General features: G+C 68.7%; 13 protein-coding genes. 5 read left to right on the top strand and 8 right to left on the bottom strand.

Going from position 1 to position 15,880, the window contains the following annotated elements; translation table 11 throughout:
- Positions 1 to 83: 83 nt before the first annotated feature.
- The 4 genes from D7X74_RS05760 to D7X74_RS05745 form a co-directional block, all read right to left on the bottom strand.
- Positions 84 to 473, bottom strand: a complete 390-nt coding sequence (locus D7X74_RS05760; protein ID WP_120531904.1) for a hypothetical protein — start codon at positions 471 to 473, stop codon at positions 84 to 86.
- Between the two features lie 164 nt (positions 474 to 637).
- Positions 638 to 1,120, bottom strand: a complete 483-nt coding sequence (locus D7X74_RS05755) for an SRPBCC family protein (protein WP_120531903.1) — start codon at positions 1,118 to 1,120, stop codon at positions 638 to 640.
- Complete coding sequence (locus tag D7X74_RS05750) at positions 1,117 to 1,476, bottom strand: helix-turn-helix transcriptional regulator (RefSeq protein ID WP_120531902.1); 360 nt, start codon at positions 1,474 to 1,476, stop codon at positions 1,117 to 1,119. The genes D7X74_RS05755 and D7X74_RS05750 overlap by 4 nt, the downstream gene beginning before the upstream one ends.
- Before the next feature lie 71 nt (positions 1,477 to 1,547).
- The gene (locus D7X74_RS05745; protein ID WP_120531901.1) at positions 1,548 to 2,972 is read right to left on the bottom strand and encodes an RtcB family protein; all 1,425 of its coding nucleotides are present in this window, start codon (positions 2,970 to 2,972) and stop codon (positions 1,548 to 1,550) included.
- 284 nt (positions 2,973 to 3,256) lie between these two features.
- Here D7X74_RS05745 and D7X74_RS05740 point away from each other — a divergent pair, with 284 nt between their 5' ends.
- Positions 3,257 to 5,098 (top strand): bifunctional UDP-sugar hydrolase/5'-nucleotidase, encoded by a 1,842-nt coding sequence (locus D7X74_RS05740; RefSeq protein WP_120531900.1) that lies wholly within the window; start codon positions 3,257 to 3,259, stop codon positions 5,096 to 5,098.
- A gap of 101 nt (positions 5,099 to 5,199) precedes the next feature.
- On the opposite strand, the gene D7X74_RS05735 is transcribed toward D7X74_RS05740, so the two are convergent.
- From D7X74_RS05735 to D7X74_RS05725, 3 genes are all read right to left on the bottom strand, one after another.
- Positions 5,200 to 8,295 carry an efflux RND transporter permease subunit gene (locus D7X74_RS05735; RefSeq protein ID WP_120531899.1) on the bottom strand — a complete coding sequence of 1,032 codons (3,096 nt, stop codon included), beginning with the start codon at positions 8,293 to 8,295 and terminating at the stop codon, positions 5,200 to 5,202.
- Positions 8,296 to 8,314: 19 nt separating this feature from the next.
- Positions 8,315 to 9,505, bottom strand: coding sequence for an efflux RND transporter periplasmic adaptor subunit (locus D7X74_RS05730; RefSeq protein WP_120531898.1), 1,191 nt, complete (start codon positions 9,503 to 9,505; stop codon positions 8,315 to 8,317).
- 283 nt (positions 9,506 to 9,788) lie between these two features.
- Positions 9,789 to 10,259: an Lrp/AsnC family transcriptional regulator gene (locus tag D7X74_RS05725; RefSeq protein WP_120531897.1), complete on the bottom strand. Its 471-nt coding sequence runs from the start codon at positions 10,257 to 10,259 to the stop codon at positions 9,789 to 9,791.
- 63 nt (positions 10,260 to 10,322) lie between these two features.
- Here D7X74_RS05725 and D7X74_RS05720 point away from each other — a divergent pair, with 63 nt between their 5' ends.
- The 3 genes from D7X74_RS05720 to D7X74_RS05710 all read left to right on the top strand — a co-directional run bounded on the left by D7X74_RS05720 (position 10,323) and on the right by D7X74_RS05710 (position 14,305).
- Positions 10,323 to 12,440 carry a M3 family metallopeptidase gene (locus D7X74_RS05720; RefSeq protein WP_233601985.1) on the top strand — a complete coding sequence of 706 codons (2,118 nt, stop codon included), beginning with the start codon at positions 10,323 to 10,325 and terminating at the stop codon, positions 12,438 to 12,440.
- 73 nt (positions 12,441 to 12,513) lie between these two features.
- Entirely contained in the window at positions 12,514 to 13,056 is a 543-nt protein-coding gene (locus D7X74_RS05715) for an endonuclease V (protein WP_255424365.1), read from the top strand.
- Between the two features lie 235 nt (positions 13,057 to 13,291).
- A complete protein-coding gene (locus D7X74_RS05710; protein ID WP_120531894.1) occupies positions 13,292 to 14,305 on the top strand; it encodes a hypothetical protein in 1,014 nt (337 codons plus the stop codon).
- 5 nt (positions 14,306 to 14,310) lie between these two features.
- Here D7X74_RS05710 and D7X74_RS05705 read toward each other — a convergent pair whose 3' ends face one another.
- Positions 14,311 to 15,138, bottom strand: a complete 828-nt coding sequence (locus D7X74_RS05705; RefSeq protein WP_120531893.1) for an NAD(P)H-dependent oxidoreductase — start codon at positions 15,136 to 15,138, stop codon at positions 14,311 to 14,313.
- 74 nt (positions 15,139 to 15,212) lie between these two features.
- On the opposite strand from D7X74_RS05705, the gene D7X74_RS05700 reads away from it, so the two are divergent.
- Positions 15,213 to 15,557, top strand: a complete 345-nt coding sequence (locus D7X74_RS05700; RefSeq protein ID WP_120531892.1) for a helix-turn-helix domain-containing protein — start codon at positions 15,213 to 15,215, stop codon at positions 15,555 to 15,557.
- The last annotated feature ends 323 nt before the right edge of the window (positions 15,558 to 15,880 follow it).

The raw sequence follows: 15,880 nt of genomic DNA, 5'->3' as shown, positions 1-15,880 counted from the left end.
CGCGGAGGTATGCCGGGTGGCCACGCCTCGGCGGACTTCAATGCCAGGCGCGGCTCACGCGGGAGGACTGCACGTGCCGTGGGTTACCAGGGGGCGATGCCCTGCTTCTCGTGCGGCGTCTGCGTGTACGTGGACTTGAACACGGAGCCCGCCGCGTTGAGCCCGGAGCCGAAGGCCTCGACGAGGGCCTGCTTCACGTGGCCCTGCTTCGCGCTCTGGAAGGCGTCGCGGCCGAAGTTCAGGGCCTCGCGCTGGTGCGCGTTGACCTCGCTGCGCTCTCCGCGCTCCACCTTGACGACGTTGTCCAGGACGCTGTTGCGGGAGCGGTCGGAGATGCCGATGCCGTTCTTGTCGAGGAGCTGGTTCACGCCACTGACCTGCTGGGCGTAGTCGCTCTTCTTGCCCTGCGTCGTCGAATCAATCTGCTTGCGCGAGGGATTCAGGAACGTGTGGTTGCTCTTGACCTTGAACATGGTTTTTCTCGCTCGGGGCGGCGGCCGCCCCTGGTAGGTGGTTCTTGAAGAAATTGTCGGGGCATGTGGGCTGAAGTTTCCTGGGACTTTCATTTCCCCACAAGAGCCGTGAACTCTCCACCCGCGAGAAGGGGCTGCGGCCACGCCGCTCAAGCCTGGACTTCCTAGGTCAGGCGCGCGGCGAAGGCGGCGAGCTGCTCCGTGACGGTGCCCCAGCCCTCGAAGAAGCCCAGCTCCTGGTGCTTGTCCTTGTCGGCGGGGGTCCTGTGCATCACGTGGACGGCGTAGTCGGTGCCCTGGGGGTGGTCCTTCAGCGTGATGCTCGCCGTCATGAACAGGAAGGGTTGTTCGGCCGGCCGCCATCCCCCCACCAGGGCGTTGGTGAAGACGAGCCGTTCGAGCGCGTCGACGGCGAGGAAGCACCCCGTCATGTGCGGCATGAAGTCACCGCTGTCCTCGCTGAAGTGGGTCACCAGGGCGCCGCCGGCACGGAGGTCCATCTCCACGACCTTGCAGCGCGCCGGCGCGGGCACCCACCACTGCTCGAAGCTCGCGGGCGTCGTCCAGGCCTTCCAGACGACGGACCGGGGCGCCTTGATGATCCGTGAAATCGTCAGGTCGAGTTCTGGATGGGGAGAAGGGCTCATCTGGATTCTTCCTTGTCTTGGGTGGCGGTGACGAACTGCTCGAGCCTGTCGGTGCGGCCTTCCCAGATGACGCGTTGGGTGGACAGCCACGTCTCGACCGCGGCGAACGGCTTCTTTTCCAGCGCACAGGTCCGGACGCGGCCTTCCTTATGCGTCCGGATCAATCCACTGCCCTCAAGCAGATGGATGTGTTTCATGAAGGAGGGCAAAGCCATGTCGAAGGGCTTCGCCAGGTCGCTGATGCTCGCGGGGCCCAGGCCCAGCCGTGCCAGGACGGCGCGGCGGGTGGGGTCTGCGAGCGCCTGGAAGATGCCGTTCAGCTGCTCTTGATACTGTTCCGATTGGCTAAGTATCATGGCCAGATACTTAGCACAAGGGCTAACCAATCGTCATGGGCCCGGCGTGGGCTGGAGGAGGTGCCTTCAGCTCAGGCCTTGAACGTCATCAGGGGGCGCAGCCTCGCCACCTCCCGCACGATGTCCGCCTCCACCTGCGCGCCCACCACCGAGCCGATGGGCTTGTAGGCCGCGGGTGCCTCCTCGATGCGGCGTTCGGCGCGGAGCGCGATGCAGTCCACCCCGGTGAGGCCCAGCGCCTCCTCACGGTGCTCCGCGCCGCCCCGCGACATGGAGAAGCGCGAGCGTGCCCGTCCCGCCCCATGCGACGCCGACGCCAGGGCCCGCGCGTTGCCCAGTCCCCGCATCAGGTAGGACTCGGCCCCCATGGAGCCGGGGATGATGACCGGCTGTTCGTCCTCCGCCGGGCACGCCCCCTTGCGCGCCAGCCACCCTCCCTCCCAGGGCAGGGTGATGTTGTGCGGCACGTCGTAGACGAGCGGCGCCTCCACGTCCCCGAACAGCTCGCGCAGCGTGTGCCGCACCAGCTCCGCGAGGAGCAACCGGTTGAGGAAGGCGTAGTTGGCCGCCGTCGCCTCGGCCTTCAGGTACTCGCGCACCTTCTCCGGGTCCACGAGCGGGAAGATTCCGCTCTCCGGGAAGGGGGTGCTCGCGGGCCACGCCGCCCGGACCCGCTCCTGCCACGTGCGTCCCACGTGCTTGCCCATGTCGCGCGAGCCGGAGTGCACCATGAACGCGAGCTGTCCCTCGCGCACGCCCCAGGCCCGGGCCCGCGCGCGGTCCACCACCGCCTCCACCCGCTGCACCTCCACGAAGTGGTTGCCGCCTCCGATGGTGGCGAGCCCCGGGTCGCGCACCACGCCCTCCCGCCGCAGTCCGGTGGGCGCCCACGACGGATCCCCTTCGAGCGCACCCCCCAGGTAGACGCGCGCGGACTCGCGGTCCAACTGGCCCAGGTCCGCCCGGGCCGACATGCCCAGGGGATTCTCCTGCGTCTCCAGGAGCCAGCCCGGCAGGCCGTCGCGCAGCAGGGCCTCCAGCGCGCGCGAGCCCTGGGCCACGTCCCGCGTGCCGAAGAAGCAGTGCCCCTTCATCCGCTCGACGAAGGCGTCGCGACGGGCGAGGAAGGCGTCCACGGGGATGTCCGCGACATGCAGACGCATGCCGCAGTTGATGTCCGTGCCCACCGCGCCGGGCACCACCATGCCCTCGGTGTGCACCACCGACCCGATGGCCACCCCGGAGTCACCCGGATGGAAGTCCGGCGTGGCGCGCACCTGCTTCACGCGACCGCCGTCCGGATGGTGGAGCGCGGCGAGCGCGGCGAGCTGCTGGAAGGCCTTGCCCTCCACGGGCAGGTCCGGTGGGAGGAGCACCTCGGCGGCGGGGGCGTGGGGATCCGCCAGGAGTCGAACGGTGTAGACACGACCGTCGTACGTGACGTCGAGCCCCTCGCGGGCAAGCGCCCGCAGGAGCCGGTTCAATTTCGGCTGCATGACCTTCTCGGAATCTGACCCGGTACGAAAAATCCGGGGGACGTGAGCGATGGGATGAGACCTCGGGTCAGCAGCCGCGGTCGGGACGCCGGAGCGTCCGCGGGCCCTGTGACGCCGTCATCCGCCGGCACCTGACAGTGGTGGCCCGCGAGGTGCCGCGCTAATGGGCGAGTCCTGCGGTGCGCATGACGCCGCGAGTGAATCCAGCAGCGTGTCGGAGGGAGACGGTAGGGTGGTCGGTCCCGGGCAGTGCAGCCCGGCAGCACCCTTCACCGAGGTCCCTGATGCATTTCCCCGTTTCCTCGCGCACGCTGCGCACCCTGTCCCTGGCGGGCGCCTGCTCGCTGTTCGCCGCCTGTGACTCCGACGACAAGCCGCCCGTCACGCCGCCGCCGCTGGACACCTCGCCGCGCACGCTGACGCTGCTGCAGACAAGCGACCTGCACACCAACATCTTCCCCTGGGACTACTTCACCGGGAAGCCGGACGCGAAGCGCGGCCTCGCCAGGGTGGCCACGCTCATCAAGCAGGAGCGGGAGAAGAACCCGGACTGCACGCTGCTCTTCGACACCGGTGACACCATCCAGGGCTCGCCGCTCGGCACCTACTACGCCATCGTGGACAACGCGCCCAAGCACCCCATGGCCACCGCCATGAACGAGCTGGGCTATGCCGCCATGGCCCTGGGCAACCACGAGTTCAACTACGGCCAGGACGTCCTCAACAAGTTCAAGAGCGAGGCGAACTTCCCCCTCCTCGGCGCGAACGTGCGCAAGAGCGCGGACGGCTCCGAGGCCTTCACCCCGTACGTGATGACCACGGTGTGCGATGTGAAGGTCGGCATCCTCGGGCTGGTGACGCCGGGCGTGGCGACGTGGGAGCGCAAGGACAACATCACCGGGCTGCGCTTCGACGACCCGCTGGAGACCGCGAAGACCTACGTGCCGAAGATGAAGCAGGCCGGCGCGGACGTGGTGGTGGTGGCCATCCACAGCGGTCCGGACAAGCAGCCGGTGGGCAGCGCGAGCAGCCCCGAGTCATGGCTCGCGGACTACGCGGATGCCACGAAGTGGACCGACCGGGGCAACCTCCCCGGTGAGAACGAGGCGGTGCAGATCGCCCAGCAGGTGGCGGACGTGGACGTGCTGCTCACCGGCCACACCCACCAGCCCATCCCGAAGATGCTGCTGAAGAACCAGGACGGCCGCGAGGTCCTCCTCACGCAGCCCAACCGCTGGGGCAGCCACCTGGCCAACGTGCAGCTCAACGTCACCTGGAACGGCGAGCGCTGGGGCGTGGAATCCCACGACTCACAGCTCCACGCGGTGGACGACAAGGTGGTGGAGGATGCCACCGTCAAGCAGCTCACCCAGGCCTACCACGACACCACGGTGGCCTACGTGAACCAGAAGATTGGCAGCACCACCGCGGCCTTCACGGGTGGCTTCGCCGGACGCTACGTGGACAGCGCCCTGGGGGACCTGCTCAACATCGTGCAGGAGGAGGCCGCGGAGGAGGCCGGCTTCACCGTGGACCTGTCCGCGACCGCCCTGTTCTCCAATGACGTCGCGCTGCCGAAGGGGGACGTCACCCTGCGCGACGCCTACAGCGTCTACATCTACGACAACACGCTGTACGTGATGGAGATCAACGGCTCCATCCTCCGGCGCGCGCTGGAGATGAACACGCTGTACTTCAAGCAGTTGGACGCGGCCAACCTGCCCGCGAAGCCCGAGGACGCGAAGGCCACCATGCCCGTCGTCGCGGACTACAACTGGGACCTCTACTCGCGCATCGAGTACGGCTACGACCTGACGAAGCCCGCGGGCTCCCGGCTCACGCACCTGCGCTTCCAGGGCGTGGACGTCCGGGATGACCAGGTCTTCCGCATCGCCGTCAACAACTACCGCGGCGGTGGCGGAGGCGGGTACAGCATGTTCAAGGAAGGCCGCCTGCTGTGGTCCTCCGCGGACGGCGTGCGTGACTACGTCGCGCGCTACATGCAGTCGCACCAGAACCTGTCGCCGGAGGCGGTGAACACCTGCAACTTCACGCTCGCCCCCGACCTCTACACGCCCTACTTCGCGTCCACGCTCGGCGCGGCGAAGTGCGTGCCCGCGAAGTAGCCGCGGGCGGACGTGCGTCGCGCTGAAGGACTCAGCGCGACGCGCGCACCCGCCAGGACGCGGAGCGACCACCGGGGGCCAGGGGCGTGGAGCCCCTGGCGTCACGGGGCTTCCAGCAGCCCGGCTTCCTCGCGGACGGGCGCGGTGCGCGTCCGGGCGATGAGCAGGTAGATGGCGGGCACGAAGTAGAGCGTGAAGAGCGTGCCCAGGGCCATGCCGGTCACCAGGACGAGCCCGATGCTGTTGCGCGCCGCCGCGCCCGGTCCCGACACGAGCACGAGCGGGAAGTGGCCCGCGACCGTGGCCACGGTCGTCATCAGGATGGGACGCAGACGCGCGGAGGAGGCTTCCCGCACCGCCTCCAGCTTCGTCTTGCCCTCATCCTGGAGCCGGTTGGCGAAGTCCACGATGAGGATGCCGTTCTTCGCGATGAGCCCCACCAGCGTCACCAGCCCCACCTGCGAGTAGATGTTGAGGGTGGTGGTGAAGCTGTCGGTGAAGTACGGCATCGTCGGGTTCGGCATCCGCAGGAACGTGGTCATCATCGCGCCGAAGAGCGCCAGGGGCACCGACCCGGCGAGGATGATGAGCGGATCCCGGAAGCTGTTGAACTGGGCCGCGAGCACCAGGAAGATGAGCACCACCGCGAGCATGAACGCCGGGAGGAACGTGTTGCCCTCCACGCGCAGCTGCCGGGACTCGCCCGTGTAGTCGATGCGGTAGCCCGCGGGCAGGATGCGCGCGGCCTCCGTCTCCAGGTAGGTGAGCGCCTCATCCAACGGCCGGATGGCCACGCCGCTCAGCTTCACCGCGTTGAGCTGCTGGAAGCGGTTGAGCGAACGGGGGGCCACCTTCTCGCGGAGCGACGCGATGGACGACAGCGGCACGAGCTTGCCGTCCGGACCGGTAACGTGGATGTCCTTGAGCTGCTCGGGGTTGAGCCGGGAGGTCCGCAGGACCTGCGGGATGACCTTGTAGCTGCGGCCGGCGATGTTGAACCGGTTGACGAAGTTGCCGCCCACCGCCGCGCCCAGGTCCTGTCCCACGCTCCCCAGGTTCAATCCCAGCTGCGCGACCTTCTCGCGGTCGACCTCCACCTCCGACTGGGGCTGGTCCATCTTCACGTCGATGAGCGGTGGGAAGGCGAACAGCCCGCTCTGCGTCGCCTTCTCCTGCAACTGCTGCGCGAACCCCAGCAGCTCCTCCGCCTCCGCCGTGGAGGCGATGACGAACTCCACCGGGAAGTTGCCGCCACCCGGCAGCGCGGCCGGCTGGATGGCGAAGGTCTGGATGCCCGGGAGGACATTCACCCGCTCCTGCGTCTCCGCCAGCACCTGCGCACCGGAGCGCTTGCGCTGCTCCCACGGCTTCAGCCCCAGGCCCCAGAACCCGTTGCCCGGGCTCATGACCTGGAAGATGAACCCGGCCTCCGGCATCGCCAGGAGCGTCTTGCTCACCTGGTTCACGGACGGCGCCAGCTGATCCAACGTGGAGTTGGACGGGGTGCTGACGATGCCGAAGACGATGCCCTGGTCCTCCGTCGGCGCAAGCTCGCGCGGCGACTGGGAGAACATCACGAGCGCGAGCAGGCTCAGCACCACCCACGCGGCGTAGACCGGTCCCCGGATCTCCAGCGAGCGGTCCAGTGTGCGGGCGTACCCGGCGCGCAGGCGTTCGAAGGAGCGGTTGACGACCCCGGCGAGGCCCTTGTCCTCATGGCCCGCCCGCAGGAGCGAGGCGGACATCATCGGCGAGAGCGTCAAGGCCACCACGCCCGACAGGGCCACGGCCCCGGCCAGTGTGAGCGCGAACTCCCGGAACAGCGAGCCCGTGAGCCCTCCCTGGAAGGCGATGGGCGCGTAGACCGCGGCGAGCGTGAGGGTCATCGCGATGATGGGGCCCACCAGCTCCCGCGCGCTCTTGAGGGCGGCGTCCACCGGGCGCAGCCCTTCGCGCAGGTGGCGCTCCACGTTCTCCACCACGACGATGGCGTCGTCCACGACCAGGCCTACCGACAACACCACCGCGAGCAGGGTGAGCAGGTTCACCGTGAAGCCGAACATCTGCATCAGGAACACGGTGCCAATGAGTGACACCGGGATGGCCACCACCGGCACCAGGATGGAGCGCACGGAGCCCAGGAACAGGAAGATGACCACCACGACGATGAGCAGCGTCTCCGCCAGGGTGCGCACCACCTCGTCGATGGCGTTCTGGATGTACTCCGTCCCGTCGAAGGCGATGCCGGCCTTGATCTGCTCCGGCATCTCCCGCTTCAGCGAGACCATCTCATCGCGGATGCGCTGCATGACCTCCAGCGAGTTGGCATTGGGAAGCGACCAGATGCCGATGAAGACCGCCGTCTTCCCATTGATGGTGACGTCGGTGTCGTAGTCCTCGGCGCCGAGCACCACGTCCGCGATGTCCGACAGCCGCACCACCGCGCCACCGTCCCGCCGCACGATGAGCTGCCGGAACTCATCCACCGAGCGCAGGCTGGTATTCGCCGTGAGGTTCACCTGGACGAGCGAACCCTTCGTCTGGCCCACGGCGGCCAGCGAGTTGTTGGCGGCGAGCGCCTGCCGGACCTGCGAGGGGCTGACGTTGAGCGCGGCCATCCGCTCCGGCTTCATCCACACCCGCATCGCGAACGTGCGCGCCCCGAGGATGTCCGCGCGCTGCACGCCCTCCACCGAGGACAGCCGAGGCTGCACCACCCGCACCAGGTAGTCGGACAGCTCGTTCTGCTGGAGGAAGTCGGAGGTGAAGTCGAGATAGGCGACGGCGAACTGGCTGTCCGCGGACTCGATGCCCATCACGGGGACCTGGGCCTCGGGAGGCAGGTCGCCGCGCACCTGATCGACCTTGGAGCTGATCTCACTCAAGGCGCGGTTGGAGTCGTAGTTGAGCTTGAGCCGGGCGCGGATGATGGAGACGCCCTGCAGGCTCTGGGACTCGACGTAGTCGATGCCGTCCGCGGCCGCGATGACGCGCTCCAGCGGGGTGGTGATGAAGCCGCGGACCAGCTCCGCGTTGGCGCCGACGTAGGCCGTCGTCACCGTGATGTCGGCGTTCTCGCTGCGCGGGTACTGCCGCACGTTGAGCGAGCGCAGGGCCTGCAGGCCCGCGATGATGATGAGGAGGTTGACCACCAGCGCCACGACGGGGCGGCGGATGAAAAGGGCGGTGAAGTTCATGGATTCGCCTTCCTCTGCCCTACGGGTTCACGGGCTGGGGCGCGGCCTCGACGGGCGGCGCCAGCGCGTTGTTGAGGACGACGGCCGCGCCGTTCTTCAGCTTGAAGACGCCGCTGCTGACCACGGTCTGCCCGGCCGTCAGGCCGGACGTCACCTCGACGAAGTCTCCCCGGCGCTCACCCAGCCGCACGAACTGCTGCCGCGCCAGGAGGGCCGCCTTGCCCGCGGCGTCCTTGCCCTCGGAGAGCGTGAACACCGAATCGCCGTAGGGGGCGAAGAGCACCGCGGTGGCGGGGATGGCCACCACGGGGTGGCTGGCCTCCGCGAGCACCTCCACGGTGGCGAACATCCCCGGCAGAAGCCGCCCATCCGCGTTGGGCACGGTGGCGCGCATGCGCACGCTGCGCGAAGACAGCTCCACCTCCGGGTTGATGGTGGTGAGCTCGCCCTCCCACGAGTTGCCGGGGAAGACGTCCACGCCCAGGCGCACCTTCTGCCCCTGCTTCACGCGGGCCAGCGCCTGCTGGGGGAGCAGGAACTCCACGATGGCGGGGGTGATGGACTGCAGGGAGGCGATGGGGTTGCCCGGGGAGACGAGCTGCCCCAGCTCCACCTGCCGGATGCCGATGCGGCCCTCGAAGGGCGCGCGGATGGTCTTCTTCGCGATGAGGGTCTGCAGGTGGGCCACCGTGGCCTCGGCCTGGACCGCCCGCGTCCGGACGGCGTCCAGCTCCGACTGGGTGTTGGCGCCCTGGGAGTGGAGCTTCTCCACGCGGTCGCGGGTCAGCCGCGCGAGCTGCGCGTCCGCCTCCGCCCCGGTCAGCTGGGCCCGCTCGCTGGAGGCGTCGAGCTGGACGAGCACCTGGCCCTTCTTCACCGACGCGCCGTTCTCGAAGCGGATGTCGCTGACGACGCCCGGCAGTTCGGCGCTCAGCGTCACGCCGCGCAGCGCGAGCACCGTGCCGACCGCGCCCTGGGTCGCCTGCCAGCCGAAGGACTCCGCCTTGGCCGACGTGACGGACTCGGGAGGCGGCACGAAGGTCTCACCCGCCTGGATCATCGCGACGATCTGCGCGCCCTTGACGCCGACGAGCAGCGCGAAGATCCCGAGCAGGAGCAGGACGCCGATGACCCACCGCTTGAGGCGGCCGACCGGACGCGAGGGGGAATCGGTCACTTCGTGGGAGGGGGCAGGGAGCGGTGCATGCATCGTGGGCACTCGAGCGCGGTGGGTCGCGCGGCCGTGTCAGGGATTGTTCCGCCCTGTAGCCGAAACCCCCGGTGTTTACGCTCTTGAAAATCCGTTTTTTGTCGTTGCCGAGCCGTGCGGGTGCCCAACTCGGTGGATTGTCCCGGGGAGACGTGACGAACCGGTGGCGGGAGCGCTCCCGGGGCCGCTTCGGAGCATGCCCGGGCGGACAGGCGGCCGGGGGCAAGCGCCCCTGCTGGCGTGTATGGGTTTCAGCGGGCACGGCCCGCGTTCGCGTCTGGTTTCAGGGCTCCTCGGGGGCGACCGGCAACCCTGAGCGGGTGAAGGAGAAGACCAGCGAGGTCTCGATGCGGCTCACCTCGGGGCGGCTGGTGAAGGAGCGGATCGTCAGGACCCGGAGGTGCTCGGTGTCCCGACACACCACGTGCACGAGGAAGTCCGTGGTGCCTCCCAGGCAGTAGACGGCCACCGTCTCCGGCAGCGACCGCAGGTGGTCGCCGATGTTGCCGAAGGCCTCGCCCACGTGGAGCCGGAGCTGCACCGCGATGAGGGCCTGGAGCCCGAGCCCCAGGGCGCGTGCATCCAGCTCCGCGCCATAGCCCTTGATGACGCCTTCCGACTCCAGCTTCCGCACGCGCGTGAGGCACGACGAGGGCGCGAGCCCCACCTGCGCGGCGAGTTCCTTGTTGGACAGCCGCGCATTGTTCTGGAGCGCGGCCAGAATGGCGCGATCAATTCGGTCGAGGGAGGTCATCCGGGGCTCCGTTACGAATTCCATTCGATGGAGTGGGCTGCGGCCGACTTCTATTCTGTCGGAATGCCATTCTACGGAATCCTGGCGGTCGCGGCGCTGGCGGTGACGAATCCCCTGCTGGAGCCCTGGGCCGGGCCGCACGGTGGGGTGCCTCCCTTCGACAAGGTGAAGGTCGAGCAGTTCCAGCCGGCGCTGGAGGAGGGGATGGCGCGCTACCGGCGGGAGGTGGCCGCCATCGTGGACTCGAAGGAGGCGCCGACCTTCGAGAACACGGTCGCCGCCCTGGAGGACGCGGGGCGCGCGTTCAACCAGGTCCATGAGGTCTACAGCGCCTGGTCCTCGGTGATGAACACGCCGGAGTTCCAGGCGGTGGAGCGCGACATGGCGCCCCGGCTGTCGGCGTTCTGGGACGAGACGCCCCAGGACCTGGCGCTCTTCCGGCGCGTCCAGGCCGTCCACGCCTCCGCCGACACGGCGAAGTGGACGCCCGAACAGCGCCGCCTCGTCTGGCTGACCTACCGAAGCTTCGTGCGCTCGGGAGCCCTGCTGGATGACGCGGGGAGGCAGCGCATGGCGCGGACGAACCAGCGGCTCGCCACGCTCTCCACGACGTTCGCGCAGAACGCGCTCGCCGACGAGTCACGCCCGGTGCTGCTCGACTGTGACGCGGACCTGGCGGGGCTGCCGGAGTCGCTGCGAAGGGCGGCGGCGACGGAGGCCGTGGCCCAGGGGCAGGAGGGCCGGTGCGCCGTGGCCAATGCGCGCTCGGCGGTGGCGGACTTCCTCACGTACTCGGACCGCCGGGACCTGCGCGAGAAGGTGTGGCGCAACTACGACAGCCGGGGTGACCACGGCGACGCGCACGACAACAACGCGCTCATCACCGAGATGCTGGCATTGCGAGCCGAGCAGGCCCGGCTCCTGGGCCACCCCACCCACGCGCACCGGAAGCTGGAGGTGTCCATGGTGAAGACGCCCGAGCGGGCGATGCGGTTGATGGAACAGCTGTGGACGCCCGCGGTGGCGCGGGTGCGGGAGGAGGTGGCCGCGATGCGGAAGCTGGCCCGCCGCGCGGGGCAGAAGGAGGACATCGCCCCCTGGGACTACCGCTACTACGCGGAGAAGGTCCGCAAGGCGAAGTACGACCTGGAGGAGGGCGAGGTGAAGCCCTACATGCAGTTGGAGAAGCTGCGCGAGGGCATGTTCTGGATGGCCGGTGAGCTGTTCGGCCTGGACTTCACGCCCGCGACACACGTGCCCGTGTATCACCCGGACGTGCGTGTCTTCGAGGTGAGGGAGCGCGCGAGCGGCCGACACGTGGGCTTCTGGTACTTCGACCCCTATGCGCGGCCGGGCAAGTACAACGGCGGGCAGACGGACGTGTACCGCATCCAGGAGCGGTTCCGGGGGGAGGTGACCGCCATCGTCTCCAACAACACGCCCTTCGTGAAGCCGGCTCCCGGGGAGCCCGCGTTGCTCGGCTGGCGCGACGCCCAGACGCTCTTCCACGAGTTCGGACATGCGTTGCACGTGCTGGGTTCGAACGTGGCGTATCCGTCGGTCTCCGGAGGCCGGGTGGTGACGGACTACGCCGAGTTTCCCTCGAAGCTGATGGAGCACTGGCTCGGGACGTCGGAGGTGCTGGGCCGCTTCGCGTTGCATCACCAGACGGGCCAGCCGATGCCGGCGGCGCTCGTGGCGAAGCTGCGCAAGGCGGCGACCTTCAACCAGGGCTTCTACACGGTGGACTCCCTGACCTCGGCCCTGGTGGAGATGAAGCTGCACCTGGAGGGAGGCAGGCCCGTGGATCCGGACGCGTTCGAGCGGGACACGCTGCGGCGGCTCGGCGCTCCGGAGGCCGTGGGCATGCGCTTCCGGATGCCCCACTTCGGACACGTCTTCGCGAGCGACGCGTACGCGGCGGGCTACTACCGCTACCTGTGGGCGGACATGCTGGCCGCGGACGCCTTCGAGGCCTTCACGGAGGCGGGAGGCCCCTACGATGCGAAGGTGGCGGCGAGGCTGCGCGCGAATGTGTTCTCCGTGGGCAACACCGTGGATCCGTTTGAGGGCTACCGCGCCTTCCGGGGCCGGGACGCGAGCCTGGGCGCGCTGCTGCGGGAGCGCGGCTTCCCGACGAAGGAGGCCGCGCCCGTCAGGGCGAAGTCCACGGCCCCGTGAGGGCGCGAGGGGCTGGCGGTGACGGCCGGCCTCGCGGGGCCGGGGCGCATGGCCTACCCTGGGCCCCGGGCAGGTGTCGCGTCAGGCCCGGAGGACCGGGTGCAACCCCGAGGAGGACCGGATGCTCGCCTGCGTGGATGTGGACTACCGGCCTGACGTCACCGTGGCCGCGTGTGTCCTCTTCCGTGGCTGGACGGACGCCAAGGAGGCCGCGCACCTGGTGGAGCGAGGCCCCGTCGCGGCCCCCTACGAGCCCGGCCAGTTCTACCGCCGCGAGCTGCCGCACCTGCTGCGCGTGCTCGCCGGGGTGCAGGAGCCGCTGGAGGCCATCATCGTGGATGGCTACGTGTGGCTCGGGGCGGACAAGCCGGGCCTGGGGGCCCACCTGTACGAGGCCCTCTGCCGCGCGGTGCCCGTCATCGGCGTGGCCAAGACGCCCTATGTCACCACCGGCCCTGCCCTGCCCATCGTGCGTGGCCAGAGCCTGCGGCCCCTGCTCATCACCGCCATCGGGATGGAGACCGCGACCGCCGCGGAGCACATCCGGCGGATGCACGGCGCCTCGCGCATGCCGTACCTGCTGACCCAGGTGGACCGGCTGAGCCGGGCGCCCTGACGCGGCGGAGCGGCGCGCGCACACCCTGGTGACCGGGGTCATCAGGTGGTGGATGCCGTCATCGCTTCACTCGAGGCTGGGAGCGGGGAGCGCTCAGCTCAAGTGCCTGATCTTCCGAGCGGAGGACCGGCCAGGCCCTGACGGGCGGCGGGGGAGGACGCTGGCATGCGTCCTGCTCTACGTCCCTGTGTTCCTTCCAAGGCTTGCCACCCCCTCCGGCCACCCTGAGTCTGAAATGTCCATCTCGCTCCTCAACCGCTCGTCGCTCTCCACTCCCCCTTCGAGCATCTCCAACCTCAAGCCGGTCACCTCCCCGGCCGAGAGCGTGAAGAGCACCCAGGCGCCGCAGCCGCGCAACGACCTGCGCCAGATGTTCATGACCGACTCCTTCGACCAGGGCGTAAGCCCGCCGGGTGGCATCGGGAAGGCGCAGGAGCAGGTGTCGCAGCTGCTGGGCGGGATCATGCAGTTGGTGAAGGCGCTGGAGACGCAGGCGTCGGGCGGGCAGGGCGATGACCTGGGCCTTGGGTCGCACGAGCTCGCGCCCAGCCTGGAGGATGGGGTGGACGGCGTGGCCCCGGCGGCGGCGCCCGTCGCGAGCAAGGCCAGCGGCGCGGTGGATCCGATGCACTCCAACCGCACCAGCGACGCGGGCCCCGGGTTCGGCGCGCCGTCTTCCGGCTCCACCGAACAGGTGAGCGCGAGTGAGCCGTGGTTGGCGAAAAACAACGTCGGCTCGCCCTACAACAGCAACATGCTGGTCATCGATCCGAGCAGGAAGGGTGACTACAAGTACACGAACACGTTCGCCAACAAGACGAACCAGCCGCAGACCGTGACGCTCTGGAACAAGACGGGGGAGAAGGGCGGCCCGAACGACGGGCAGCACTTCGATAAGAGCACCCCGAAGACGTTCACGTTGCAGCCCGGCGAGTCGAAGGTCGTGGCGTTCGACACCAACAGCAGCGTGGCGTGGGCTGTCTCGAAGGACGGCTCGTCGAAGCCCGGCGCGAACTCCGGTCAGACCTGGGGCGAGGCGACGTTCGCGAACGCCGGCACGGGTTGGAGCGGCTATGACACCAGCCAGATCAGCCCCGCGGGCCACAATGGCAAGATGTCCATCTCCAACGAGGCCAATGGCCACACCGTGACGGAGGCCAATGCCTGGCAGACGCCTTCGGATGATCCGGCGGGTCGCGATGTCGGCGTCCCCGCCGGTCCGCTGAACCTGACCACGGTCTTCAGCTGAGGGACTCAGGGCTCCGGGCGGGAGGGCGCGGGGACCGGCAGTTGTTCCGGCTCGCCCCGTTGAACCAGGTGGATGCGTGTGCCGGAGGTGCCCTGGCCGAGGTCGGGCTTGAGCACCTGCTGTGCATCGTAGTGCCCGCCGTTCTGCCTACGGAACGGGAGCGGGTCGTCCGTGAACAGGCCGTCCAGCCGCGCCTTGAACGCCTCCGCGATGGATGACCACTGCTCTGCCTTCAGGCGGTCGGACTGGTAGGCCGTGAACGGCGGCAGGACGTCCATCCCGGGATAGAAGAGCACCCCGTGCTGGATGGGGAAGAGGACGTCATCCAGGGCCCCGTTGACGCCGCGGTCGGAGTAGTGCGGCGCGCGTCCGCCAATCGTCACGGAGAGCATGGCGCGGCGGCCCATCAGCGAGCCCTCGCCGTAACGGTCGCCCCAGCGTTCGCCCTCGTGCACTCCGACGCCATAGGCGAAACCGAAGGCGAAGACGCGGTCCACCCAGCCCTTGAGGATCGCCGGCATCGAGAACCACCACATCGGGAACTGGAAGAGCACGGCGTCGGCCCAGAGCAGCTTCTGCTGCTCGGCGACGATGTCCGGGCTTTGCGAGCCGTGGGTGAAGGCGGTCTTCGACGCCCGCTCATAGAACAGCCGCTCCCCGGCATCGTGGTCCAGGAAATCCGCCCCGTCGGCATTCGCCTTCCAGCCCATGGCGTACAGGTCCGAGACGCGAACCTCATGGCCCCGGGCGCTCAGGTGGCGGACCGCGAGGTCCTTCAGCGCGCCATTGAGCGACTGCGGTTCGGGGTGGGCGTAGACAATCAAGGTCTTCATGGCACAGAGGTACGATTCCGGTTATTTCTTCGCAAGTACGCACAAGTTTGGGCAGTACGCACAAAGAGGTAACCATGACTCGCAAGCGCGACGACGACTCGAAGACGAACTGCGCGGTGGAATCGTCCCTCGGCGTCATCGGCGGGCGGTGGAAGGGCGTGGTGCTGTACTGGTTGCTGCACGGCACGCACCGCTTCGGCGAGCTGCGCAAGCGGTTGCCGAACTGCAGCCAGCGCATGCTGACCCTGCAACTGCGCGAACTCGAGGAGGACGGGCTGGTGAAGCGCACCGTCTACGCCGAGGTGCCGCCGCGCGTGGAATACGAGCTCACCCCCTTCGGCCGCTCCCTGGAGCCGGTGCTGTTGGGATTGCGCGACTGGGGTGAGAAGTACAAGCGCCGCTTGCAGCGCACGGGATGAGAGAGGACCTCGCGGTCACGAGTGAGAGGGGTCCTGTTTCAGTGGTTCCCACCTGGAATCGCTGAAAGCGGCGCTGGGGTGGTTGTGAGTCCGGCGCACCCGATGTTTCAGGAGCTTATGCATATCCCATACGAGGGGACGTGAAATGGGTGCGAAGGAGTTGGTACTTGGAGATGGCGGGCTGGAAGGGCTCAGGGAATGCTTGTTGATTGCGTATGCGCTCAATCGAGCGTCCCATGAGTTCGTGGTTGTCAGTGACTATTGGGAGGGGCGGGCTGCTGAACGACGGTCATTTGTCCGGCTTGTGTTCGAGGGGGTGGAGG

It is taken from the genome of Corallococcus sp. CA047B, from assembly GCF_003612065.1.
In the GTDB taxonomy this organism is placed as follows: domain Bacteria; phylum Myxococcota; class Myxococcia; order Myxococcales; family Myxococcaceae; genus Corallococcus; species Corallococcus praedator.
The sequence above is the reverse complement of the archived record's forward strand: the minus strand, read 5'-3'. Positions and strand labels throughout refer to the sequence as shown.